At 51.8% G+C, this 25,515-nt stretch carries 20 protein-coding genes, 2 pseudogenes and 1 riboswitch; of the genes and pseudogenes, 18 read left to right on the top strand and 4 right to left on the bottom strand.

What is annotated here, in order from left to right:
* Positions 1 to 326 precede the first annotated feature (326 nt).
* From HGBM_RS32655 to HGBM_RS24360, 4 genes are all read right to left on the bottom strand, one after another.
* Complete coding sequence (locus HGBM_RS32655; RefSeq protein ID WP_161605097.1) at positions 327 to 485, bottom strand: YbfB/YjiJ family MFS transporter; 159 nt, start codon at positions 483 to 485, stop codon at positions 327 to 329.
* Between the two features lie 24 nt (positions 486 to 509).
* A complete protein-coding gene (locus tag HGBM_RS24370; protein ID WP_019123691.1) occupies positions 510 to 1,706 on the bottom strand; it encodes an aminotransferase-like domain-containing protein in 1,197 nt (398 codons plus the stop codon).
* Between the two features lie 37 nt (positions 1,707 to 1,743).
* Positions 1,744 to 3,246 carry a MocR-like pyridoxine biosynthesis transcription factor PdxR gene (gene pdxR, locus HGBM_RS24365; RefSeq protein WP_019123690.1) on the bottom strand — a complete coding sequence of 501 codons (1,503 nt, stop codon included), beginning with the start codon at positions 3,244 to 3,246 and terminating at the stop codon, positions 1,744 to 1,746.
* A 198-nt stretch (positions 3,247 to 3,444) separates the two neighbouring features.
* Positions 3,445 to 6,327, bottom strand: a complete 2,883-nt coding sequence (locus HGBM_RS24360) for a transporter substrate-binding protein (RefSeq protein ID WP_019123689.1) — start codon at positions 6,325 to 6,327, stop codon at positions 3,445 to 3,447.
* A gap of 162 nt (positions 6,328 to 6,489) precedes the next feature.
* Here HGBM_RS24360 and HGBM_RS29155 point away from each other — a divergent pair, with 162 nt between their 5' ends.
* The 18 genes and pseudogenes from HGBM_RS29155 to HGBM_RS31365 all read left to right on the top strand — a co-directional run.
* Positions 6,490 to 7,044: an alpha/beta hydrolase family protein gene (locus tag HGBM_RS29155; RefSeq protein WP_147512982.1), complete on the top strand. Its 555-nt coding sequence runs from the start codon at positions 6,490 to 6,492 to the stop codon at positions 7,042 to 7,044.
* 377 nt (positions 7,045 to 7,421) lie between these two features.
* The gene (locus HGBM_RS24350; protein ID WP_019123687.1) at positions 7,422 to 7,922 is read left to right on the top strand and encodes an AmiS/UreI family transporter; all 501 of its coding nucleotides are present in this window, start codon (positions 7,422 to 7,424) and stop codon (positions 7,920 to 7,922) included.
* A gap of 113 nt (positions 7,923 to 8,035) precedes the next feature.
* Positions 8,036 to 9,085: an aliphatic amidase gene (locus HGBM_RS24345; RefSeq protein WP_019123686.1), complete on the top strand. Its 1,050-nt coding sequence runs from the start codon at positions 8,036 to 8,038 to the stop codon at positions 9,083 to 9,085.
* Positions 9,086 to 9,241: 156 nt separating this feature from the next.
* Complete coding sequence (locus tag HGBM_RS24340; RefSeq protein ID WP_019123685.1) at positions 9,242 to 10,360, top strand: AAA family ATPase; 1,119 nt, start codon at positions 9,242 to 9,244, stop codon at positions 10,358 to 10,360.
* A 345-nt stretch (positions 10,361 to 10,705) separates the two neighbouring features.
* The gene (locus tag HGBM_RS24335) at positions 10,706 to 11,155 is read left to right on the top strand and encodes a hypothetical protein (RefSeq protein WP_019123684.1); all 450 of its coding nucleotides are present in this window, start codon (positions 10,706 to 10,708) and stop codon (positions 11,153 to 11,155) included.
* A gap of 692 nt (positions 11,156 to 11,847) precedes the next feature.
* Positions 11,848 to 12,918 (top strand): GGDEF domain-containing protein, encoded by a 1,071-nt coding sequence (locus HGBM_RS29150; RefSeq protein WP_019123683.1) that lies wholly within the window; start codon positions 11,848 to 11,850, stop codon positions 12,916 to 12,918.
* A 75-nt stretch (positions 12,919 to 12,993) separates the two neighbouring features.
* Positions 12,994 to 13,953 (top strand): helix-turn-helix transcriptional regulator, encoded by a 960-nt coding sequence (locus HGBM_RS24325; protein ID WP_019123682.1) that lies wholly within the window; start codon positions 12,994 to 12,996, stop codon positions 13,951 to 13,953.
* Between the two features lie 74 nt (positions 13,954 to 14,027).
* The gene (locus HGBM_RS24320) at positions 14,028 to 15,809 is read left to right on the top strand and encodes a sigma-54-dependent Fis family transcriptional regulator (RefSeq protein WP_019123681.1); all 1,782 of its coding nucleotides are present in this window, start codon (positions 14,028 to 14,030) and stop codon (positions 15,807 to 15,809) included.
* Between the two features lie 254 nt (positions 15,810 to 16,063).
* Positions 16,064 to 17,410, top strand: a complete 1,347-nt coding sequence (locus HGBM_RS24315) for an aspartate aminotransferase family protein (RefSeq protein WP_019123680.1) — start codon at positions 16,064 to 16,066, stop codon at positions 17,408 to 17,410.
* Positions 17,411 to 17,694: 284 nt separating this feature from the next.
* Positions 17,695 to 18,092 (top strand): annotated as a pseudogene (locus tag HGBM_RS31985) (Na+/H+ antiporter NhaC family protein).
* Positions 18,093 to 18,382: 290 nt separating this feature from the next.
* A riboswitch (cobalamin riboswitch) is annotated at positions 18,383 to 18,582 on the top strand.
* 159 nt (positions 18,583 to 18,741) lie between these two features.
* Complete coding sequence (nrdI, locus tag HGBM_RS24295) at positions 18,742 to 19,101, top strand: class Ib ribonucleoside-diphosphate reductase assembly flavoprotein NrdI (RefSeq protein WP_026074637.1); 360 nt, start codon at positions 18,742 to 18,744, stop codon at positions 19,099 to 19,101.
* Positions 19,088 to 21,172: a class 1b ribonucleoside-diphosphate reductase subunit alpha gene (gene nrdE, locus HGBM_RS24290; RefSeq protein WP_019123675.1), complete on the top strand. Its 2,085-nt coding sequence runs from the start codon at positions 19,088 to 19,090 to the stop codon at positions 21,170 to 21,172. Before nrdI ends, nrdE begins: the two co-directional genes overlap by 14 nt.
* Positions 21,173 to 21,199: 27 nt before the next feature.
* Positions 21,200 to 22,156 (top strand): class 1b ribonucleoside-diphosphate reductase subunit beta, encoded by a 957-nt coding sequence (gene nrdF / locus HGBM_RS24285; protein WP_019123674.1) that lies wholly within the window; start codon positions 21,200 to 21,202, stop codon positions 22,154 to 22,156.
* Positions 22,157 to 22,274: 118 nt separating this feature from the next.
* Entirely contained in the window at positions 22,275 to 22,889 is a 615-nt protein-coding gene (locus HGBM_RS24280) for a LysE/ArgO family amino acid transporter (protein WP_019123673.1), read from the top strand.
* A gap of 81 nt (positions 22,890 to 22,970) precedes the next feature.
* Positions 22,971 to 23,429, top strand: coding sequence for a DinB family protein (locus tag HGBM_RS24275; RefSeq protein ID WP_019123672.1), 459 nt, complete (start codon positions 22,971 to 22,973; stop codon positions 23,427 to 23,429).
* A gap of 351 nt (positions 23,430 to 23,780) precedes the next feature.
* A complete protein-coding gene (locus HGBM_RS32190; protein WP_019123670.1) occupies positions 23,781 to 23,912 on the top strand; it encodes a hypothetical protein in 132 nt (43 codons plus the stop codon).
* Positions 23,913 to 24,233: 321 nt separating this feature from the next.
* Entirely contained in the window at positions 24,234 to 24,869 is a 636-nt protein-coding gene (locus tag HGBM_RS24260) for a histidine phosphatase family protein (protein ID WP_019123669.1), read from the top strand.
* Positions 24,870 to 25,146: 277 nt separating this feature from the next.
* Positions 25,147 to 25,515, top strand: a pseudogene (locus tag HGBM_RS31365) (hypothetical protein); the annotation flags it as partial.

Here is a 25,515-nt window from a genome sequence, read left to right as displayed (position 1 = left end):
AGGAAAAACGATTTTTCAACTTGTTTTGTTGGAAAATCGGAGTCGCATCCTACATGGATGCGTGGATTGAAATTCGTTGATCGCGAGGAGAGCGTCCATTAACGGGAGTCGCATCCTACATGGATGCGTGGATTGAAATGCTGACGCCAAACCCGTACTCGCGCCCTGGCACCCGTCGCATGCGTGGATTGAAATGAACTAAAGCTAGATCGCGTGACGGCGGCAGACGTCGCATCCTATATGGATGCGTGGATTGAAATGTGCAGGTAGTACGCGTAGTTGAAGCGCCCTTTGTGTCGCATCCTACATGGATGCGTAGATTGAAATCACCGGCCCGTCATCGTATATAAATGAACAAACAAAAAGGCCAAAGCTCTACAGCTTGGCCATTTTGAAATGAGCAAGACAAGCAAGGCACCGACAAAATACCCGATCCAGTTGGCGGAAGCAAGCCACCCCGGAGTACTTGTAGACAAGCCTTCCATGTAAGGAAATAAAAGCATTCATACCTATAATTCTTCTACCGCTGCGCGTCTTAAAACATCCCCTAATCGTCTCATCCCTTCAACGATACGATCCTCAGGCATGTTCGAGTAGTTGAGCCTGAACGTGTTTTTCTTTGCACTCGTCGGAAAGAAGGATTCCCCCGGCACAAAGGCTACATGATGCTTTAAACACTCTGCAAAAATTTCTTTTGTATCGATATTGTCAGGCAGCTCGACCCAAATGAACAGGCCGCCTTCGGGAGCGCTGTATTTGGTCTGTGTTGGGAAGAATGCTTTTATGCACTCGATCATTTTCTCACGCCTGCCAAGATATACGGCTTTGATCTTTTGAATATGAGCTTCAAGGTCAAAGAGTTCCATATACTTCGCCGCAACTCTCTGCGCGAAGATGTCGGTATGCAAGTCAGCGGCCTGTTTGAATGCCACAAATTTCTCCATGAACGTCTGGTTCGCGCAGATCCAGCCAAGGCGAAGTCCCGGCGCAAAAATCTTCGAAAACGTGCTGAGGTAAATCACTCGGCCTTCTTGATCAAAGTGTTTAATTGGAGGTAGGGCTTCTCCGGCAAAGCGAACGGCACCATACGGATTGTCCTCCACAATGATCGTATTGTACCGGTTGGCAAGCTCCATGATTTTTTTCCGTCTTTCCAGGTTCATGGTTCGGCCTGTTGGATTTTGAAAATCGGGAATCGTGTAGATGAATTTTGCATGGGGATGTTCTTGCAGCACCCTTTCAAGCTCTTCCATGATCATGCCATCTTCATCCATGGGAACTTCCGCAAAGTTCGCATTGTATATCTTAAACGCTTGAATCGCGGCAAGATACGTCGGGCTCTCGCAGATTACTGTATCGCCGTCATCGAGAAACAGCTTGCCCGTCAAATCAAGTCCTTGTTGTGATCCACCGGTTATTAAGAGGTTCTCTACTGTCGTATTGATCCCAATCGTTTTCAACCGATCTGCGATTGCTTGCCGGAGAGGAAGGTAGCCTTCGGTCGTGCTGTATTGCAAAGCTTGTGCGCCAGATTCATGTAAGACAGCTTCACAAGCGGCTTTGATCTCTTCAACCGGAAACAACTCGGGCGCGGGAAGTCCGCCGGCAAAAGAGATGATCTCTGGCTTTTCCGTCACTTTCAGGATTTCGCGGGTTTGCGAAGCGGCTGCGTATTTTGAGCGCTTTGAAAATTTTTGTTCCAGCATCGTCATCATCCTCCGAATTTTTATCTTTTGTCGAACGCTAAATAATGGGTTTATACTCTTTTTTTACATTCGGCAATCTATTTCGACGATTCAACTCTTCAACTGCTTCCAGTAGGAGAGAGATTCCTCTTTCAATCCGATCCTGTGTTTCATACGAATAGTTCAGCCTCAAAAAATGTTCTCCGTCGCTTTCTTGCGGATAGAACAGATTGCCTGGCAGGTAGTTCACGCCTTTTGATGCACAAAGTGAGAGGAGTGCCCTCTGTGGGATGTTGTCCGGGAATTTACACCAAAGATAAATGCCGCCATCCGGTACATCAAAAGTGAGGAGTCCTTCCGCCTTGTTTAAGGCGGAGACCGTGAGATCCCTCTTTTGTTTAAAAGCCGTTACCTGATGTTGCAAATGGGCTTCATAAAATCCTTCCCGAAGGAAACGGCCCAGTAAAAACTGCCCTGGTGTGTTCACATGAAGATCGGTTATCTGCTTCAAGATGACAAATTTTTTCATCACAGGCTCCGGGGCGATAACCCAGCCCACGCGGAACCCCGTGAACAGTACTTTCGAAAATGTGCTTAGATAGATCACGTATCCATGTTGATCGAGTGCCTTCAGCGGAGGGAATTTGTGCTTGGTGAAATGGATCTCGCCATAAGGATCGTCTTCCAGAATAGGGACTTGATACTTATGGGCTAAGTCCAACAATTCCTTCCTGCGCCTCATGCTCATCACGACACCTGTGGGGTTATGGAAGGTCGGGATCGTATAGATGAATTTGGGCTTGTATCGCGCAAGCTGTGCCTCAAGCACATCGGTACGGATGCCTTCACGGTCAAGCGGAATGCCGATAATCTTGGCCCCTGCCGCTCGAAAACGCTGAATGGCTTGCAGAAAAGTCGGTTCCTCCACAATGACGGCATCTCCCGGAGAAAGAAAGGTGTGGGCGGCAAAATCAATTCCCTGCATCGATCCGGAGAGAATCATCACTTCATGTGGAGATACGGAGAAACTTCGCTCTTCCATGAGACGGGAAAGCTCCTCTCTAAGCGGGTAATACCCTTCCACGGCACATAGGCCCAGCATTTCGCTATGAAGCGGATATTCTTTCAGAATGGCTTGCAGCTGATTCAGCGGATAAAGTCTTGGATCACATATGCCGGCATCAAATGAAACAGCGTCTTGTCTGCTTCCCGCGTTCATCAGATCACTTATCGTATCATTTACATTACCCAGCTTTTTATCAAATAAGGGATGCCAGGACAAAGGAAATACTTGTTGTTTTTTACTTGGCGGATGAGGCTCGATTTTTTCTGTGACAACGGTCCCTTTTCCAATGTGTGACTCAACTAAACCCAAGGCTTTTAATTCATCGTAAGCCTTTACGACCGTACTCCGGCTGACCCCGTTTGAGGCAGCCAGCTTTCTTTCCGGAGGGAGAACAAATCCTGGAGGAAGCAGCCCGGAAAGAATCTGCTCTTTGATGCTATTGATGATCTGGATGTATATGGGCAATGAGATGTTCTTATTTATCGTTAAGCGCATAGCTCCCCTCCCCGTGTTTTCGCCTATCCAAAAATATTAGTTTCATGATAACACTCTCTTTTCATTTTGAAATAACCAATTGGATCTATCCTTTGCAGTCCAATTTACGTTTTTAAACAAAAAAGCCGATTTTCTTGAAACAGAAAATCGGTTTCCGGTAAAATTGGCTGCTTTTCACAGCGCCTGCCGGCCGTTCCCCTACTTCAAACGAAATTCCTCCAACTTCCGATAGAGCGTCGTCCGCGAAATCCCCAGGTACTTCGCCGTTTTGCTGATATTCCCTTTAAACCTCACGAGCGACTCGACAATCATGTCTTTTTCCTTGTTGTTGCTGGTCTTTCGCAAGTGTTTTACATTCAGCAGGGATCTGTAATCTCCAGGCGGCATCTCTGGTTCGGATGAGTCGAGAATGTACTTCGGCAAATGTTCCTTTGTAATCGTACTCTCATTCTCACTAATGTAAAACGCCCGTTCCATGACATTCTCCAGCTCGCGGACATTCCCCGGCCAGCTGTACTGTTCGAGCAGAAGGGCAGCTTCTTTGGAAAGCGTTTTGATTGAGGTTCCCGTCTTCTGCGAAAGGGCCTTGATAAAGTGGCAGGCCAATTCGAGAATGTCATCCTTGCGTTCGCGGAGAGGCGGCAGCTCAATGGTAAACACATTGAGACGAAAATACAGGTCGTTTCGGAACGAGCCGTGAATCGCCATTTCCTGATGGAGATTTTTATTTGTCGCCGCAATCACGCGAACGTCAACGGGAATGGACTTGTGGGAACCTACCCGGGTCACTTCTTTTTCCTGCAGGACGCGCAGGAGGGTGGCCTGCAGTTCGAGCGGCATATCTCCGATTTCATCGAGGAACAGAGTGCCGCCATTTGCGGCTTCAAATTTACCGGGACTTCCCCCTTTTTTTGCGCCTGTAAACGCTCCGTCTTCATAGCCAAACAGGTCGGCGTTGATCAGCTCGCGGGGGATTGCCGCACAGTTTAAAGCGACAAAAGGTTTGTCTCTGCGTTCGCTCTCGTTGTGGATGGCCCTGGCAAACAGTTCTTTGCCCGTTCCGCTTTCCCCCAGAATCAGCACATTGGCATCCGTTTTGGCGGCGGATTTTACAAGCGTAATCGCTCTTAAAAAGCGTTCATTGGAACCGATGAGATTTTTGGAGAAAATGGTATCGGTTCCCGGATTCGTATCCGGATCTTTGCCGATAACAGTAAACTGTTTGATCGATACAAACGCATATTTCTCGGCCGGAGTGATGCGGATCTCAAGAAGTTCGCCGGAGCTTTCCTTTTTGATCACAGTCTTTGGTTCGCTTGGAAGATTATCGCTTACATACTGCAGCAGTTTATAAATGGAATCGTGTTTTTCCGTCAGCAAGGCTTGCGCCGGTTGATTGAGGAAAATAATCTTGCCGTTCTGAATGACGTACAGACTCTCCGGGATTAACCGGGAAAGGTCGTTTAGCAGTTGATAAAACATTCCGTAATTCTTTGCTTGATCGATGACTGTTGTGCAGCTTTTCGCAATATAGGTGAGCATCCCGACGAGGATGTCCAGATGTTTTTGATCCAGCGAGTCCGTGCTGTAGAGGAATACGCCAAAAACTCCTTGCAGGCTTCCCACATCGCGCTGGATCGGAATGCCTATGCTGATCCATTCGGACAATTCGTCCGTTCCGTGCTCTGCGCGGCTGACGATCGATGTCAAATGGCCGGACAGGGCCAGGCCAATCCCGGATTGCTTTAGCGCAGGGCAGGTCCAGCAGTTTGTACCCGGCTTTAAAATAGAGGAAATCTTCCATTTTGCCGCTTCTTCATGGCTGAAAACGCTCACCAGCACCCCCTGGTTGTCAAAAAACGCGAACGTATAGGGGAGGAACTGGGTGGCCCTTTTTAACTCCTCAATCAGCGATTCATATTGAACCATTTTTTCCTGCAATTGCCCATCGGGGTCGTTTGGGCCGGCTTCTGCTTTCGAAGTATTGGGATAGGCGTAAAAAGGAACAGGTGGGATCGGTTCTTCCGCTTCCCATAAGATATCAAATTGACCCTTGGCGTTGACACGGCCGATGCGGGAGTTGAGCCATAGATGCTGATTGGTCTTGTCCACCATAATTTTGCCTTGGGGCGCCTGAAAAGTGAGGCCCGGCAGACTCCGTCGAATGGAAGCAGTGTCGAATTCCTTGGATTTGCGAAGTGCTTCCGCCAGAAGAAAGACGCAGTTATAGGCGTTTTCCATGGCGGAGCTGATGATATCGGTTCCATAAGTACGCCGGTATTCGGTCAAAAAGGAGGTGTTTTCGGCAGTCTGCACACTGCTGAAGTAGGGGAAAGCGGTGTAGTGGCCGGCAGCGAAATGACTGCTGATCGCAGCTACCTCCGACTCTGCGGTGATGGGGCTGGCGATTGGCTGTCTGATGCCAAATTGGTAGTATTGCTGATAGAAGGCTATCACGCTGTCGCCCACTAAAGTCGAGAAGACTACATCCGGATTTAACATTTGAATCTCTCGCAGAATCTTGCTGAACTTTTGGTTTCCCAGCTCGCTGTAATGCTCCCCGATTATGAGGCCGTTGTTTGCCTCCACCAGGTAGCGGACATGGCGAGTCGTTTCGCGCGGGTAGATATAATCGGAGCCGATTACGTAAAAGGTTTTGCCTACATGCTGGATGATCCAGGGAATAAAGTGCAGAAGCTGCTGATTGGGCAGCGGTCCGCAGTAGAAGACATTCTTGTGCTGTTCGCCTCCCTCGTACTGGGTGGGATAGAGTAAAAGCGAGTCGTATTTTTCCAGCACGGGTATGATCGTCTTGCGGCAAACAGAGGTATACGTGCCGATCAAGGCGACAACCTTGTCCGACAAAATCAACTTTTCCGCCTTTTTGGCGGCCAGGTACGGGTCGGAGGCAATGTCTTCTACGATAGGCAGCAGACGCTTCCCTTTTATGCCGCCTTCATCGTTGATCTGGCGGATCGCTAACAGGGCAGCTTGATACTGTCCGCGTTCCGTGATTCCCATCGTTCCGGTCAAGGAACACAAAATCCCGATTTTAATCTCCTGACCGTTTCCTGTTAGCATAATCTCCCCCCTTGTCCGTCGACCTCTTGTGTGGATATAAAGAATAATTTCAATTTTCACTTAACATTGTTGCACACTTGTTTCTCATTCGTCCATCTTTTTCGCAGCCGATTTCAGGTGACATATTCAGTCGATTCCTTCATAAAATACTTGCCGTAAGAGGTGTTTCCAGGAACGGCCTCCACCACACCGCACAACTTCGTCTTTCTTGAAGGGGTGAAGAATGCGCTGTGTGCCGATGCAGCTTGGCAGGAGGGCTTTTACAGGGAGCAGCCGACAAAGGGACGCGTTGGCGCGCGTCTACGCCGGGTGGGGATTGTCACAAGCTTTCTATTACCAAAATTGTATCTGGAACACGGCTATTCATCTCTTGAAGATTTTCTGGTCGGTTACTGGGAGGCCTTTTTCCTGTCGAAGGACGCAAACAATCTGCTGTCCATGGCGTGGACTTGGCAGCACGGCGATATCGGCATGACACCCGGTTGTGACGGCGATCGCGAGAAAGCCCTGCGCCGCATTAAGGCAAAAGCGATGATCCTTCCGGGGCAGACGGACTTGTACTTTACACCTGAAGACATGACATACGAGGCCAAGTTTATTACACATGCGGAGGTTCGTGTCATTCCCAGCATTTACGGCCATTTTGCCGGAATTGGCTTTCATCCGGTTGATACAAATTTTATCGACAACGCCATCAAAGAGCTTCTGGAAAGCTGAAGGAACTGCGTAAAACAAAAAAAGCGGCTGGAGTCCCGGAATCCGGGGTCTCCGGCCTTTTGTTTTTTTCGATGTGCTCCGCCTGCCCATGCCGCGGGATTGAACATAATGTCCACCTCGGCATATGTCCGTTTTTGTCTACTTCATAACAGAGGGGAGACACCCGGGCTTTTCGCCGTCTGGACAGTTCCGGGCACGGCGAAAGGGGCGGCATTGTCCGAAACCGTTCACCTTGTTGAGAGGCGGCACTGTACAGCAGCGTGACAAATTGACCGGATTGTTTCATAAAAAAGCGTTCCGAAAACAGCTTCTTAGAGTCTTTGGTTTTGGCATGCCAATTGCTCTTGTGAGAAGGAAAGCGCGAAGGGGGGATTGACTTGCTGGGAGTTACACTTCTGTACGTTGGAGCGGTATTGCTGGTAAACGGGATGATGCTGCTGGGAAGGGTGAGCAGCAGGGGGGCCGCACCGATGAATCTCTTCACGGGCGGGCTGACGTTGATCATGAACCTTTACACCATCCTGCTAACACAGCCGGAAGAACCGTCTTCCTATTTTACAGCCGCCACCGGACTTCTTTTTTCATTTACCTATTTATATGTCGGCATTAACAACGCGTTTGATTTGGACGGCAAAGGCTTAGGTTGGTACTGTCTGTTCGTAGCGATCACCGCAGTGCCGACGTCAGCGCTCACATTTGGCAGCGGAGATGTGCGCTTTGGTGTGATTTGGCTGCTGTGGGCGATTTTGTGGTTTCTCTTCTTTCTTCTGCTTGCGCTCGAAAAGCCCATTGCCAAGTTTACCGCTTATGTCACTGTGACCCTTGCCATTGTCACCTGTTGGGTGCCGGGGTACTTGATTTTGATCGGCCAGTGGTAACGAGCCAAGGAGCCAAGACCGTTTCGGGGAGGTGAGGGCCATGTAGACAGCTTTTTTGATCCGGAGAGTTACGCAATATGATTCCCATTAAAAGGTAAAGGAGTGTTGATCGGATGAGACACGGAGATATTTCCAGCAGCAACGATACCGTAGGAGTAGCGGTGGTAAACTACAAAATGCCGCGCCTTCACAGAAAGGAAGAAGTGGTGCAGAATGCCAAAAATATCGCGAAAATGATCGTAGGCATGAAACGGGGATTGCCCGGCATGGACCTGGTGGTGTTTCCCGAGTACAGCACCATGGGAATCATGTACGACCAACAAGAAATGTATGACACAGCGGCGACGATTCCCGGAGAGGAGACAGAGATTTTCGCTGACGCTTGCCGGAGGGCAAACACGTGGGGCGTTTTCTCGCTGACCGGCGAGCGGCATGAGCAGCACCCGGAGAAACCCCCCTACAATACGCTGGTTCTGATCAACAACAAGGGAGAAATTGTTCAGAAATATCGAAAAGTGATCCCCTGGTGTCCGGTCGAGTGCTGGTATCCCGGAGATACCACTTACGTCACGGAAGGGCCGAAGGGACTCAAGATGAGCCTGATCATCTGCGATGACGGCAACTATCCGGAAATCTGGCGGGATTGCGCGATGAAAGGGGCGGAGTTGATCGTCAGGTGTCAGGGCTACATGTATCCTGCCAAAGAACAGCAAATCTTGATGGCAAAGGCAATGGCTTGGGCCAATAACTGTTACGTGGCCGTTGCCAATGCGGCAGGCTTTGACGGCGTGTACTCCTATTTTGGCCACTCGGCAATCATCGGCTTTGACGGGAGAACATTGGGTGAGTGCGGAGAGGAAGAGAACGGGATTCAATATGCGGAAATTTCCTTGTCGCAGATTCGCGATGCCCGCAAGAATGGACAATCGCAAAACCATTTGTTCAAGCTTCTGCACAGAGGATACTCCGGGACGATACTGGCAGGGGAAAGTGACAAGGGAGTGGCAGATTGCCCCTTTGAATTTTATCGCACATGGGTAATGAACGCGGAACAGGCGAGAGAGAATGTGGAAAAAATAACCAGAACTTCCGCCGGCACAGCGGAATGCCCCATTCAAGGGATTCCGCACGAAGGAAAAGAACGGGAAGCGGGAGCCAGATAAAACCTGCTTGCGCAAAGCAAGCAGCCTTGCCGAGGGAGCCTGACTGCCATACCGCGCGGACCCCGCAAGTTTTATCAGGCTCCCCGGTTTGCTCCGCGATGATCGCGATTGGAACATACATAGGTGGAGAGGACATTTCAACTGGGAGGAGTGCAGATGCCGTTCATAAACGACAAGATGGAATATCTGGCGAAGCAGAGAGCGAAGCGGGAACAAGAGGAAAAGCTGCAAACCAAAGAGGCGGAGGAGACAGTGCCGCAAACTTTGGTACAAACCCGCTTTAAATTTGACGTTCAGGAAACAGTAAAACGACTGCGCGAAAGAATTCACGGACAGGAACAGGCGATCAAAGCGATTGAGAACATGCTGAAAGTCGTGAAGGCCGATATAGCGGATCCGGAAAAACCGCTGTACGTCGGGCTGTTCATGGGTCCGACCGGAGTCGGCAAAACGGAAATGGTCCGATTGCTGGCGGAAGCGATCCACGGCAATCGCAACAGCTTTTGCCGGGTGGACATGAACACGCTGTCGCTCGACCATTACGCCGCCGCTTTGACCGGAGCTCCTCCCGGATACGTGGGAAGCAAAGAGGGAGCGACGATTCTCGACAAAGAGAAAATCGAAGGTTCATTTAGCAAGCCGGGCATTATCTTGTTTGATGAGATCGAGAAAGCGAGCGAGCAGGTGATGCAAACCTTGTTAAATATCTTCGATAACGGGATCATGACGATAACTTCCGGGCAGGATACAATCAATTTCAGAAATGCGATTATCGTCATGACGAGCAACCTGGGAGCCAAAGAGATGTATGACTCCGCCAACAACAGGCTGTCTTTCTTGCTGCAGAAGCTGGCTTACTGCATAAACCCAAGCCATTGGGGAAAACGAAATGAGTCCATCCTGGGCAAAATCATTGAGGAAAAGCTGCACAGGACGTTTAAACCGGAATTTTTAAACAGGATCGACGAAATCATTACATTCAATTGGCTGGAAAAGGATACGATTCGCGAAATCATTGAGACGTTTTCGCTCCAATTGGCAAAGCGTCTGGAGAAGTACAACTGCGAGCTGCGCTTGGAGAACTCTGCGGTAGAGTTGTTGGTTGAAAACGGATTTGATAAGCGATACGGGGCACGTGCCTTAAAAAGGGCGTTTCGACAGCATATCGAGGTCCCCTTGGCCGAATTGGTAATGGAACAAGGGCACCGCGACCAGCGCGTCGTCTATGTCGCTGACAGCCCGGATCGCAAGCGGGTTGTGATTGCCAAGCTGTAAAGGTATCGACTCTCGACTCTGTTGCGGTAAGTCCGTCGCTGGTCGGCGGCGGGTCTTGCTTAAGCCAGAGGCGGAGCTGGGCGTCGGCAAGATAATGGGCGAAAACCAGTGACATAAGGGCAAAACCGAGCAGGTTTTGCCTTTTTGGCGTTCTGCAGGAAGCGCCGTCAGGGGGGATGATTGCTTTTCCGTTCCGCATATAATAGAATTTACGAGAAAAGTTGAGAAGCATGCAAGGAAGTAACCAAATCATGCGGTCATCCGTCGTAATACAAGCGGCGAGATCTGGGCAGCGGTTTAACCATAGCAGATCGTGGCAGAATGGATGATAGAGGAGTGATAAACGTGGAACAACTGCTTCAACTGGTGAAAGATTACTGGCCGATTGCGGTCATCCTCCTGGTGGTCGTGTTGGCCTTTCAGTGGATCATACGCAGCCTGTTTCGACTGCTGACGGTGTTGGTGGTAATTGGAGTTGCGCTGGTGCTGTTTTTCCAGTTTAGCCCGGAAGAGGTTATCGACATGGGGCGCACAGCGGTGCAAGCGACGCAGGAAGTGGTGCAGAAGACAATCAAGCCGGTGCTGGATGCCGAATTGAAAGACGCAGACATTTCGTTCCAACCCGATGGCAGCTACGAGGTAAAGACGAACAGCATTCGGATTCTCGGCAAAAAGGGAGAGTCCAAAGCCACAGTGTACTACAAGGATGACAAATGGGATGTGGATATCGGCCAACTGGGCAATTTGTTCCAGGAGCGGTTGGACCAGGCGGAAGCCGAAAAAAAAGCGGAATAAGCGAAAGACAAACGGGTGCGGCGGTCTTGCGAAAGATCGCTGCACCCGTTTGTCTGCAGCAAAAACACCTCCCAAAGGGAGGTGCAGCATAGAGGGGAGAAAGGTTTATGTTCCTGTCGTCGACACTTATGATTCTATGAAACAAATGTGGAAATGCGATGTAATTCATATAGAAATATGTGAAAAATGAAATGAGCCCCGGACGAGTCGTCAAGCTTCGTCCGGGGTTTTTGAGTCATAATGATCTAAAATTACAATATTTTCCTGTTGTAAGTTTCAGAACCATGCAGATCTAGAACAAGAAAAATACCTCCCAAAAGGAGGTGAAGCACAGAGGGTAGATAGGTGGTGTCCATGTCGTCGACACCTATGATTCTACTAGGCAATTGTGGAAGAGCGATGGAATTCGTACAAAAAACAGGTGTAAAATGAGCTGGGGTGCAAGGCCTACCACACCTATCGAAACAAAGCTCGTCAGCAGAACATTTTGTTCTCTGGCGGGTTTTGTCATTTGTGAAAAAGGATTCACGATGTTCGAGTTGAAAATTAGGAAAATAGACCCATGACAATGAAAAAAACGATTCCTTAGAACAGCTGTTCCCTGACAATGTCTGTCATATCCAGATGTAAACTCATCCATAGCGAGGAGAGATGGAGAAGATCGTTCAAATGTTGCAACAGGGGGAATCGATATGACCGAAGACCTGTTTCTTATCCAAGAGATAAAGAAGAGACAGTTGGAAGCAAACAGAGACCCTTTATCGCTGCCGGTTGTTCACTCCTTGGAAAAGGGCGAATTTGAAAAAAGGCTCAAGGACTACCGTTCTTATCTTAAGATGATCAGGTCCTGTTTGAAGCGCATTCTCGATACGGTACCAGGCGTCCCCATTGTCTTTACCGTGACGGACAAGGAAGGGTATTTCCTTGAACTTCTGGGAGACGAATCGATTTTGGCCATGGTCCGCAAAATGGGCCTCGGGACAGGGAAAAAAATTCTGGACGAGCTCTCGTCGATCAATCTGGCATTGCAGCTGGGCAGACAATACAAGCTGATTGGCACAGAACATTTTTTGAAGATTTTGTCAGATACAGCGTGTTATTCGGTGCCGTTTTACGACCGAGAACACGGGAACCTCTTGGGAACCATCAGTATGATGACCACGCTTGCCCACACGACTCCATTTCACTTGACGACATTGGAAATCATCAGCGATTCCGTTGAACGGGAGATTCTGCTTCAGCGGCAAAACAGAATCCTGCAGCGTCTGACGCTGACGGATGATCTCACCGGAATCTACAACCGCCGGTTCATGGATGTTTACCTGTCTGAAGAGATCAGGCGCAACAGGCCGGTATCGCTGATTTTGATAGATGTAGATTTTTTCAAAGAGTACAACGATCATTTGGGCCATTTGGCAGGAGACAACTGCCTGAAGCGAGTCGCGCAAAAGATCAGCCAACTGCTTTACCGCACAGGCGATTTCGCGGCGAGATACGGCGGCGAGGAGTTTTGCGTCGTGCTTCCCGATACGGAGATGAAGGGGGCGCTGCATGTCGCGAAGAGAATTCAGGCCGGGATTGAAGAACTCTCCATCCCCCATCCGGGTCTGGCTGCCAGCAGGCATGTCACCGTCAGCATGGGCATTGCCACCTTTGACTCCAATCGCCGCTGCACCCCGAAGGAGCTTCTCGTTTCAGCGGACAAGGCGCTTTATCAAGCCAAGAGGGAAGGCAGGAACCGGATTGCTTGCTGGCAGGATTGAAGCGACGCAGAGAGGAAATGGGCCTGGTTTCAAGAATACTATATGGGAGATACTTCCCATTGACGAGGTGACGACTTGGACAAGGTACAACGCCTGTTTTTCATCCTGACGACGATCCAGCAGCGGCCGGGAATCACCGCCCCTGAACTGGCGAAGCTGGCCGGGGCGTCGGTGAGAAGCATCTACCGCGACATAAAACAGCTCGATGAATGCGGGATCCAAATCATGCTGGAAGGAAACAAGGGGTATTACCTGATCGACCGCTATATACAGACCCCCGGGCAGCTCAGAGCCGAAGAGTACCTGGCTATCTCGCTCTACCCGATCATTTCGGGACAGACAAGGTTAAAGGGGCATCCGTTTCAAAGTTCCTTTCAATCTGCGATGGAGAAGATCCTCACCCGCTTTCAGGTAAACGACAACCTCCTGCAGCTGGGCAAGCGCATCCGAATTCATACGGAGCAGATGAATCCCGTACAGGACATGATCATGCAGAGAGTGATTGAGGCGATCATTCAAGGTGTCGCCATCGCCTGCGAATACTACACCATGTCCCGCGAAGACTTGACCAAGCGTGTGATCGACCCCTATTATCTGGTTCCCCGCGGAGGCTATCTGTATTTGATCGGTTACTGCCACCTGCGTGAAGATGTGCTGACCTTCCGTCTGAGCCGGTTCCATTCCATCGAGTTGACTGACAAGAAGTTTCGCATCGGAGACGATTTTCAGATCGATCAATTTTTGGACAAGGTGTGGGGAATCAAAGCGGAGACCGACGAGGTTACGTTTAAAGTTCGCTTCTCCAGGGATGTGGCCCGCTACATCAAAGAACACAAGTACGATTTCAGGCCGGAATTTATCGATGAGCAGGATGGATCGCTGCTGTTGATCGTCACCACTCGCGGAACCGAAGAATTCCTCCGGTGGATGAAGCAGTACGGAAAAGATGCCGAATTGCTTGAGCCAAAGGAGCATCGCGCCCAGCTTCTTGCGGAGTACAAGGAGTTGGCTTCTAAATACTGTCAGCAGGACTGAGGTTCGCTGGCAGTATTTGATTTTCCCTTCGGCTTTATCTACGCGGCCTGTATGCATGAAAGGAAGGTGGACGCATGCCTCATTTACTCGAAATCCAAGCGACAACCCAAGAGATTGCCGAAGCGATAACGGCTGCTGTCGGGATCGAGGTGGAAATCATCGACGACCAATTGCTGATCGTGGCCGGAACAGGACGGTATACCGAGAAGATCGGCCTGAAAGAGGAAGACGGCGACATCCAATCAGGTTACATCTACAGCCACGTCTTAAAAACCGGAAGCGAGTATATCGTAGAAGACGCGAAAAACGATCCGTTTTATCACGCGTGTGAAAATGAGCTGGCGGAAGTCTGCTGTCCGATCCGGCTGGGGCAGCGGATTATCGGCATCATCGGGCTGGTCGCCTTCACGGAAGAGCAGCGGAAGGCCTTGCTGCAGAATAAGCAGAATCTGCTGGTGTTCATCAACAGGATGGCCGATTTGCTTTCCAGCAAGGTGTCGGAGACCCAGATGGCCAACGAACTGAAGATTATTATCGAGACGATTCGCGACGGGATCGTCGCCGTCGACAGGAATGGCGTGATTACCACGTGCAATGAAATGGCGGAAACACTGATCGGCATCAAGCGGGAGGACTTGATCGGCAGCAAGCTGACCTCCGTTTGGCCTGGTTCGCCCGTGATGGAAGCGATCTCGTCGGGGGTGGGGTACAAGGACAGAGAGGAGATGTACAAGCTTCCGTCAGGCAAAGCCATGCATTTCTTCACAACAGTCAGTCCGGTATTCGGCAGCCAGCTGGAGACAAAACGGCGAACGGCGGGAGCCGTCATTTCGTTTCGCGACATTGCAGATGTCCGCAAGCTGGTGTACGACATGACCGAACAGAACGAACACTCTTCTTTCCGGGAAATCCTCGGGACGAGCAGCAGCATCCAAGAGGTAAAGGCGTACGCCGAAAAGGTGGCCCACAGCAGCTCCACGATATTGATCACGGGGGAAAGCGGTACGGGCAAGGGGCTGCTGGCGAAGGCGATTCACTATGCCAGCCCGCGGCAGAACGGTCCGTTTATCACGATCAATTGCGGCGCGATACCGGATACGTTATTGGAAACGGAGCTGTTCGGTTACGAATCGGGTGCCTTTACCGGCGCCAACAAGTCGGGCAAGGTGGGGAAGTTTGAGCTGGCTCACGAGGGGACGATTTTTCTGGACGAAGTCGGCGACATGCCGCTGCATCTGCAAGGAAAGCTGCTGCATGTGCTTCAGCACAGGGAAATCGAGCGCGTCGGCGGGACGCGGGTGCTGCCGGTGGACGTCAGAGTGATTGCCGCTACGAACAAAAATTTGGAGCAGATGATGCTGGAAGGGGAATTTCGCGAGGATTTGTACTTTCGGTTGAACGTCATACCCATCCAGCTCCCGCCGCTGCGGGAAAGGAAAGAGGACATCGGGCTTTTGCTCCGCGCTGCCCTGGAAAAATACAATCGCCTGATCGGAAAGAATATCACCGGTTTTGAACCGGAAACAGCCGAACTGCTTGTGGGCTATCATTGGCCGGGAAATATCCGGGAGCTGGAAAATGCGGTGGAGTACGCGGTCAACCTCGAAGCGGGCCCGGTGATTACGAAGCAAAGCATTCCTGCGCGAATCCTGCGCGTTCACCACGCCGCCACCGCGCTCCATACGCTCAAAGAACAGCTTGACGTCCACGAGAAGCAAATCATCGAGCGGTATCTCAATGAATACGGATACTCGGTGGAAAGCAAGCTGAAGGTGGCACGGCGCTTAGGCATCAGCGAGTCTACGCTGTACCGGCGGATTCGCGAGCTGCACATTCGGAAACCGGGCCAATCCTAGTTTGTCAGATTTGACAAATGTATATTCAGAATTAATAAAATGCTCTGACCGCCGCCTGGCAGCCGCGTTATGTATCCCGGCTGAAAAGCAAACGGATGATTTGTCAAAATGGACAAATCGCCAGACGGTGATCTGCCTAAAAAAAGCCCCCGGTCAAGACAAAAGGCACTGCCGCCGATGGCACGATATTTGCGAGAAGGCTTTATCGACATGGCCGTGTCGAGACTACATTTGGTATTGGGGGCTTATTGCAGATGATCAGTCGGGAACGATTACAGCAGAGGTTGACAGAGGAGCTTCATCTATTTGAAGAGACCCATCCCAAATCGAAAGCGCTGTTTGAACGGGCAAAGGCAAACTACATCGACGGCGTTCCGATGAACTGGATGGTAAAGTGGGCGGGCAGCTTCCCCATTTTTGTCGAAAGCGGTTCCGGCGCTTATTTTACCGATGTAGACGGGCATCGCTACCTCGATTTTTGCCTGGGGGATACCGGTTCGATGACGGGACATGCACCGGAAGGAGCGGTTCCCGGGATCGCCTGGCGGGTGCGTAACGGTGTGACGTTTATGCTGCCGACAGAAGATGCGATCTGGGTCGGAGAGGAACTGGCCCGGCGTTTTGGGCTGCCGTATTGGCAGGTCGCCATCTCTGCGACGGACGCGAACCGCTTTTCCCTGCGGCTGGCCCGCCACATCACGAAGCGCAAGTACGTCCTCGTCTTTAACTACAGCTACCACGGCACCGTGGATGAGGCGTTCATCACGCTGCGCGACGGAGTTCCCGGGAGCCGCAGCGGCAACATCGGTCCGCAGGTAGATCCTGTACATACGACCAAGGTCGTCGAGTTTAATGACATCGATGCGCTGGAAAAGGCGCTCGCGCCCGGTGATGTCGCCTGCGTGCTGGCCGAACCGGTCATGACCAACATCGGCATTATCCATCCCGATCCCGGTTACTTGGATGCTCTTCGCGAGCTGACCCGCCGCACGGGGACGCTGCTTATCTACGACGAGACCCATACGTTGTGCGCCGGGCCGGGAGGGTATACGGGGGCTCATGGTCTAAAGCCGGATATGCTGACGGTGGGCAAAGCGATTGGCGCGGGGATTCCGACGGCGGTCTACGGATTTAGCGAAGAGGTCGCGGACAGGATGCGCGGGATGATTTCCCTGGAGGATGCAGATACGGGCGGCATCGGCGGCACATTGGCCGGAAACGCGCTGTCGATGGCGGCGATGCGCTCCACGCTCGAGAATGTACTGACGCAAGAGGCATTTGACCGGAATATCCCTCTGGCCGAACGGTTCGCCGCAGGGGTGGAAGAGGTCATTTCAGAAAAAGGGCTTCCCTGGATCGTCAAACGGCTGGGCTGCCGATCGGAGTACTGGTTCCGCAGCACGCCCCCGCGCAACGGCGGAGAAGCAGCCGCAGCGGTGGATTTCCAACTGGATCGGTACATGCACTTGTTTGCGCTCAATCGCGGCATTTTAATGACGCCGTTTCACAACATGGCCCTCATCTCGTCACAAACCAAGGAGGAAGACGTCGATACGCACACAAAGGTCTTCCGCGAAAGCGTAGAATCGCTGCTCGATTAGAAACGCCAAGGAGATTTGCAAGCGATTACATCTGCAGGGGGTTGATGAGATGGGGGGCAATGAACCCAAAAAAATTGCACCGGTATGGGTGGGACTGATCCCGATTGCATTTATGATCGTGTCGCTGTTCGTCGGCATCTTCGCCTGGAGCTGGATCCGCATACTCCGCTTTTGGCGAGTGCGATCGTCGCGACGGTCGTGCAAGGGGCTTACTGAAAGAAGCGTTACACACCCTGTACTGCGGACATACCGCTTCGACAGAAATTGAAATCATCGACAGCCTGTTGAACAACGGCGGCATTGAATCGATGTTTTGGACGAGTGCCCTGATCATGATTGCCATGGCTTACGGAGGAATCCTGGAAACGACACGAATCCTGGAATCCATCGTCAACGCCATCTTAAAGCGGGTCAGGTCGACAGGAAAAACCTCTCCCGTATGGTCGAAGACGGAAGCTCCGTCACTTCGCCGCTGTTCCCCTGGAACACCTGTGGAGCATTCATGTTCGCAACCCTGGGAGTTCACGCGTTCACGTATGCGCCATTTGCCTTTATCAGCATACTAAGCCCCATCATCGCGATTATCTACGGTTTCCTCGGCATTAAAATCGCGTACGAACCCAAAGAAAAACCTGCCGATCCCGCCGCGATCACTCCGGCGGTGCATGCGGAAACCGCGTAACGAAATCACAAACGCCGCTTTTTCCCTCGCTTCTGCAAACGGGTGAAAGCGGCGTCTTTACGTAAGCCCAAAAGCACGAGAAGGAAGAAAAATGGAGCGAGCGCCCCGCTTCCAGCTGGCGTGCCACGAACGAAGCGAGCCCATTTTTTTCTTCCGAACCACCATGTTCACCAAAGCCAAAAGACGCAGGTTCTTTTTCCTGCCATTTTCTTCCCCTCAAGCAGAGCAGTGTCAAACCGGAGATAGGCTTGACACCCTCAACATCTTGTTGTAAGGTTAATGAAGCCAACTACATATTGATGCGGACAGGTGTCTTGCCGAGCATATTTGGCAGAGACTTAAAAAGGGAAGCACGGTGCAATTCCGGCGCGGTCCCGCCACTGTAATAGGGAAGTTCCGATTCGAAGGTGCCACTGATCGCCGCGATTGGGAAGGCGGAGCGGAGCGATGACCCTTGAGCCAGGAGACCTGCCTGTTCGTCTGACTCTGGTACCTACGGGAGATAGGGAAGGGTTCGCGCAACTGGCCTGCAAGCAGCGGGCCCGTGCATTCTGTGGATTTTTACGCGCATTCGACCTTCTGTTATTCGTCGGATGCGCTTTGCTTTTTCCGCAACAAACAGCAGCACATGAGGGAAGGATTGAGGGACATGCTGGTCGCCTATGATTCGAAGACGGGAAACGTGCGAAGATTTGTAACCAAGGCAAATGTGCGAAGCGTGCAAATCGACGCCGAAATGACGCTGGAAGAGCCGTTCGTACTGGTCACTTACACGACCGGCTTCGGCCAGGTACCGGAGTCGGTAAAAGCTTTTTTGAAGAGAAACCACGCCTTGCTGCGGGGCGTTTCGGCCAGCGGGAACCGCAACTGGGGCGGAAATTTTGCCAAGAGCGCGGATGCGATAGCCGATCTGTACAAGGTTCCGGTCATTTCCAAATTCGAGCTGTCGGGGACCCGTCGCGATGTGGAGTATTTTGTGAAAGAGGTGGCAGCGATTGCGGCACATTGAACTGAACAACCAACTGATGCAGCGGGGCAGCGACGGATTTTTCCAACTGGACAAGGACAGGGAAGCGGTCGAAGTGTTCATGGAGGAAGTCCGGAAAAGCACGATGCAGTTTGCCAGCGTCAAAGCGAGAATGGACTACATGATCGACAATCAATACTACGAGAATGTGTACGAGCGGTACACCCCGGAGCAGGTGGAAGAGATCTTCCGCACCGTTCACGGCTACGGGTTCCAGTTTTCCTCCTACATGGCGGCGTCGAAGTTTTACAAAGACTACGCGCTGAAGACAGATGACAAGTCGATGTACCTGGAACAGTACCCCGACCGGGTGGCGATCGTCGCTCTCTCGCTCGGGGAGGGGGATTTTGAGCGGGCCAAACGACTGGCGATCGCGATGATCGAACAGCGTCTCCAGCCGGCCACGCCGACGTTTCTCAACGCCGGGAAAAGCCGCCGGGGAGAGATGGTGTCATGCTTTCTGCTGGAGATGGACGATTCGCTCAACTCGATTAACTACATCCTTGGCACCTGCATGCAGCTCTCCAAAATCGGCGGCGGCGTCGCCGTCAACCTCTCCAAACTGCGCGGCCGCGGCGAGCCGATCAAAGGGGTGGAAGGCGCGGCGAAGGGGATCATGCCGGTACTCAAGCTGATGGAGGACGCGTTTTCCTACGCCGACCAGATGGGGCAGCGGAAGGGATCAGGGGCGGCGTATTACAACATCTTCGGTTGGGACGTCATCGAGTTTTTGGACTGCAAGAAGATCAACGCCGACGAGAAATCGCGGATCAAGACGCTGTCGATCGGGCTGATCGTGCCGGACAAGTTTTACCAGTTGGCTGCGGAGGACAAGCCGCTTACCGTGTTTGGGCCGTACTCCGTCTACCGGGAATACGGACAGCACCTGGACGACCTTGATCTCGACCAGATGTACGATGAACTGCTGGCCAACGAGCGGATCAAGAAGAAAACCGTGATGAGCGCCCGCGAGATGCTGACCAAGATCGCGATGATCCAGCTGGAATCGGGCTACCCGTACATCATGAACAAGTCGAACGCCAACAAGGCCCACGCCTTAAAAGAGATCGGGTCGATCAAGATGTCCAACCTCTGCACGGAAATCTTTCAACTGCAGGAGACCTCCACGATCAACGATTACGGCGTGGAAGACATCATCCGCCGCGACATCAGCTGCAACCTGGCCTCGCTCAACATCGCCAACGTGATGGAGCAAAAGAAGCTTCGGGAATCGGTGCACGAGGGCATCGAGGCGCTGACGGCAGTCAGCGACATGACCCGCATCGAAAACGCGCCGGGGGTGCAAAAAGCCAATCGCGAGCTGCATTCCGTCGGACTTGGCGCGATGAATCTGAACGGCTACCTGGCGAAGCAGAAGATCGCCTACGAGAGCGAGGAAGCCAGAGATTTTGCCAGAACCTTTTTCATGATGATGAACTATTACTCGCTGGAAAAAAGCATGGAGATCGCGCGGGATCGCGGCGTCACCTTTGCCGGTTTCGAACGCTCCGAATACGCCAAGGGGACTTATTTTGACAAGTACCTGAAGACGGATTACCGCCCGCGGACGGAAAAGGTGAAACAGCTGTTTGCCGGCATCCCGATCCCTTCGCCGGCAGACTGGGCCAGGCTCAAGGAGCTTGTGCAAAGCCACGGGCTGTACCACGCCTACCGGCTGGCGATCGCGCCCACGCAGAGCATCTCCTACATCCAAAACGCGACTTCCAGCGTAATGCCGATCGTCGAGCACATCGAAACCCGGACCTACGCCAACTCCACGACATACTACCCGATGCCGTACTTGTCGCCGGACAATTACTTTTACTACAAGTCGGCCTACCTGCTCGACCAGTTCAAGGTGATCGACCTGATCGCGGAAATCCAGGAGCATGTCGACCAGGGCATCTCGACCGTCCTGCACATCAACAGCAGCGTGTCCACGAGGGAGCTGGCCCGGTACTACATATACGCGGCAAAGAAAGGCTTAAAGTCGCTTTACTACACGCGCACCAAGCATCTGTCCGTAGAAGAGTGCATCAGCTGCGCGATTTAATGACCGAACAGGAGAGAGGACGACGAGATGAAAGCAGTCAATTGGAACAGGCCGGACGACGACTTTACCTTGACGTTTTGGAATCAGAACATCATGCAGTTCTGGACCGACGATGAAATCCCGCTGTCGGACGACAAAATGTCGTGGATCGAGTTGACGGAGGAGGAGCGGGAGCTTTACAAAAAAGTGCTGGGCGGACTCACCCTGCTCGATACGGTGCAGGGGGGCGTCGGCATGCCGAAAATCCTCGAACACGTCGACGGCCTTCAGCGCAAAGCGGTGCTGGGATTTATGGGGATGATGGAGCAGATTCACGCCAAGTCCTACAGCAGCATCTTTACGACCTTGGCGACGACGGAGGAGATCGACGAAATTTTCCGCTGGGTGGAAGAAAATCAGCGCCTGCAAACCAAAGCGGCGCTCATCTCCGCCTACTACAACCAGATCCAGTCCGCCAAAGACTTGTATTTGGCGATGGGCGCTTCCGTGTTTCTGGAGAGCTATCTGTTCTACAGCGGGTTTTTCTATCCCCTGTTCCTGGCCGGTCAGGGGAAAATGACCAGCAGCGGGGAGATCATCGACCTGATCCTGCGCGACGAGAGCATTCACGGCTTGTACGTGGGCGTGCTCGCGCAAGAGGTGTTCCAGCAACTCAGCAGAAGCGAGCAGGATGAGGCGCTGCGCGAACTGCGCGAACTGCTCGAACGACTGCATCAAAACGAAGAAGCGTATACGGACGAGCTGTACACGCCGATCGGACTGGCGGAAGAAGTAAAGGCGTACGTCCGCTACAATGCCAACAAAGCGCTGATGAACCTCGGCCTCGACCCCGTGTTTCCCGAGGAAGAAGTGAACCCGATCGTCTTGAACGGCATCCGGACGCACACCAAGCAGCACGACTTTTTTTCCAAGAAGGGAAATGGATACGTCCGCACCATCCATGTCGAACCGCTGCGCGACGAAGACTTCTGGTTTGACGTGTAGGATCGGACTGCAGCCCCGGTCGCGGCTCTTTTCGCCACGACCGGATTTTTTTGTATCCCGATTCCCGCCGTTTCTGGTATAATGATTTGAAATTTTCAGACCGAAAGGAAACGGACGGATGCTGCCGCTCTTGAAGGGAATCATTTTGGGCTTTTCGATCGCCGCTCCCGTAGGGCCGATCGGGGTTTTGTGTATTCGCAGAACGATTGCGCTGGGAAGGCTTCACGGTTTTTTGTCGGGATTGGGCGCCGCTACGGCTGACGCCATCTACGGGTTTATCGCGGGTTTCGGGTTTACCTTCCTCATGAATTTTCTGTTGGACCAGCGGCTGCTGCTGCAAGCGGCGGGAGGCGTGTTTTTGTGCTATCTGGGTGTGCAGACGTTTCGCTCCAATCCCGCCGCTGATCCCGCCCAGGTCAAAAGCGGGTCGCTTCTCGGCTCCTATCTGTCAACCCTGATGCTGACGATTGCAAATCCGCTGACGATGATGGCGTTTGTCGGAATTTTTGCCGGGTTGGGGATCGGCAGTTCGCCGGGGGACAGCTATGCTGCCGTTTCCCTGGTCACCGGGGTATTTTTGGGTTCGGCCGCCTGGTGGATCGTACTCAGTGTTTCGGTCGGACTGCTGCGGTCTCGCCTGGAAGCATCATCTCTCAAGTGGATCAACCGCGTCTCCGGTTTGATCATCGCGGGCTTTGGGATCGCGGCGCTGATGGGACTGCTCGCAAGCTGAGCAGTCCTTTTTTACTGACAGGGACTGTCAGGGAAAGGCGTGTAAAATACGGGAAAGGGATCACATGAAGGAGGGCGAATGATGAGACAAGCAGAACAGTTGATGAACGACTGGATGCGGCATCGCCGTGTGCTGCAAGAAATGCTGTTATTAGTGGGAGACGAGCACATGCACTTTAAACCGTGGGACGGAGCCATGCCGCTGGCCGAACTGACGCTGCACCTCGTCCAGTGGAACGAGGTATTCGTTAAGATGGTAAAAACGGGGGACGCTACGCCGCCGGATCCAATCAAATGCAAAACAATGGCGGATCTGCGCCAGGCTGTAGCTGAACGGACAGAGCGGACAAAAGCGGCGTTTGCGTCGCTGACCGATGCGGAACTTGAGTTGAAGCGGGTCTTTTCGTCGGGATTCGAGGGAACGGGAAAGATGTTCCTCACGATGATGTACGACCATGAAATCCACCACAAAGGCCAGTTGTTTGTTTACCTGCGCATGTGCGGAGTAAAGGAACTCCCCTTTTTCCGGGATTATCGCTGATTTATCAACGGTGATATTTTCCCCCGGCTCGTACTCTGCTTTCGCTTCTTCGAACAGAGAGCAATGAGGATGGAAGGCACTCCATTCACCCAGTTTCTCAACCCGGGCAGAAGAATCTGCAAACAAGACAGCAGCAGCATTCCTCCGGCCAGCCAGAAATTCTCGGTTACCTGCAAGTGACTGCCCCCTAAGGTTTACGTGTGGTTAGTATATCCATAGGTATGTATGGGTGCAACAGCAATTTCGATCAATAGAAAATTCACAGAATCTTGACACAAACCCGGGTGAAAAAGCAGTTTTATAGACTACAATAGAGTTGTATCATTCGGCAACAAGAAAGGAGAGAACGAGATGAACCTGGTTTTAACCGAGATGACGTGCAAGATTTGCAAAACCCGCCTGACGGAATACGAGGTAGAACATAAAGAATCTCTTTGCATGGATTGCTACGAAGAGAAACATAACGATAAAGGCAAGCAGTAAGTAAAGCTTCGATTGAAGCCTTCTCGAAGAAGCAGTCGAGTCCTTCTTTAGAGGAAGCTTTTCATGCAGGATAAGGAAGCTGTCTCAGGGAGTTATACTTTCTTATCCTGTAAGTAAAGCTTCGATTGAAGAGCTTCCGCTGAAAAGGGCGGCATGCTTTTTGCAAGTAAACTTCCCCATGAAACCCGTGCGTTCCATTTCCGATGTGAACGAAGTCCAGGGTGACATGGGGTTTTTCATTGACCGGACTTTTCAGGTAAGATGGAGGCACAGCTGTTAGATAGGCAGCGGCAGGGTACAGTGGAGAGGAAGGGAAGAAAGATGAGCGAGACGACGATTTATCTCATCCGCCACGGGGAAACGGTGTGGAATGCGGATCACGACCGCTATTGCGGATGGACAGATGCAGCCTTGAGCGAACGGGGCAGGGAGCAGTTGAAGCGCTTGGCGGAGCGGTTCCGGGGCGTGCGGCTCGACCGTATCTGCGCATCCCCGCTGAGCAGGGCAGTAGAGACGGCCCAAGCGGTCGCCGCCGGCCGCGGCATCCAGGTGGAGCAGGTAAAGGGGCTAATCGAATGCCATTTTGGCGAGTGGGAGGGGCTTAGCCGGGAAGAAATCCGGCAGCGTGACCCGGAGCGCTACCGGCTCTGGCGGGACCGCCCTTCCGAGGTGCAGATTCCCGGCGGCGAGACGTTTGCCCAGGTGGCGCAGCGCTTCAAGCAAAGCATGCTGGACATAGCGAGCCAATCGCAAGGCAGCCATGTGCTGGTCGTGGCCCACAAGACCAGCATCCGCCTGTTCTTGACCGATGTGCTTGGAGCGCCGCTGGACAATTCCCGCCTGATGGAGGTGGACAACACGGCGGTCAGCGTCTTGCGTTACGAGCAGATCCGCGGCGACAGCCGGGAATTTGTCATCGTGAAGATGAACGATACCAACCACTTGACAGGTCTGTAGGAGATGTTTGATGGAGATTGGTTTCGAAAATGGGAATCAATTCCTGCATATATTTTATTTCTTTTATATCCGGAATAGGTACTAGTACCTATTTCTCAATTACGACATAAATCGATAGAATTTTCGTATTATATATGGTAAATTATAGGTGATCCCAAATATTGGACAAGTCTCTGTACGTCCGTAGGAGGTGATTATTATTGTGACAGTAAGAGAAGAAACTTATCTTTTAATGTCTCTGATTCACTGCCCCCAATAATAAATTAGGAAGGGTGGAATGAAAATGTTAAAAAAAGGTACATTCTTAGTTTTGGCTTTCTCGCTAGTTTTGTTAAGCACTCTTACCGTGGCAGAAAGCGCATCCGCTAAAGTTTGCGACAATGATCCACTTTCTAGTTCTGGTTGCTCCCATTATATCAGCGGGACATGGACATATGAGAGTAATCAACCGAGCAGTTACAATTCCGATCATCGTCTTTCTAGAGTCAATGCATCCACTAGTGATGCTTATTATTGGAATTTCCCAACGCTTCCTGCGGGAACAGCTACCTTAGAAGCGTACTTGGCCAGCTCAAAGTTTACTAACAGAGGAGCCAGGTATTATGCGGCCTCCTGGAACTGGATCTATGATGAGTATGTAGGAACG

Source organism: Brevibacillus massiliensis (assembly GCF_000311785.1).
Taxonomy (GTDB): domain Bacteria; phylum Bacillota; class Bacilli; order Brevibacillales; family Brevibacillaceae; genus Brevibacillus_C; species Brevibacillus_C massiliensis.
Note: the sequence above shows the minus strand (reverse complement) of the source record. Positions and strands in the feature narration are given on the sequence as shown.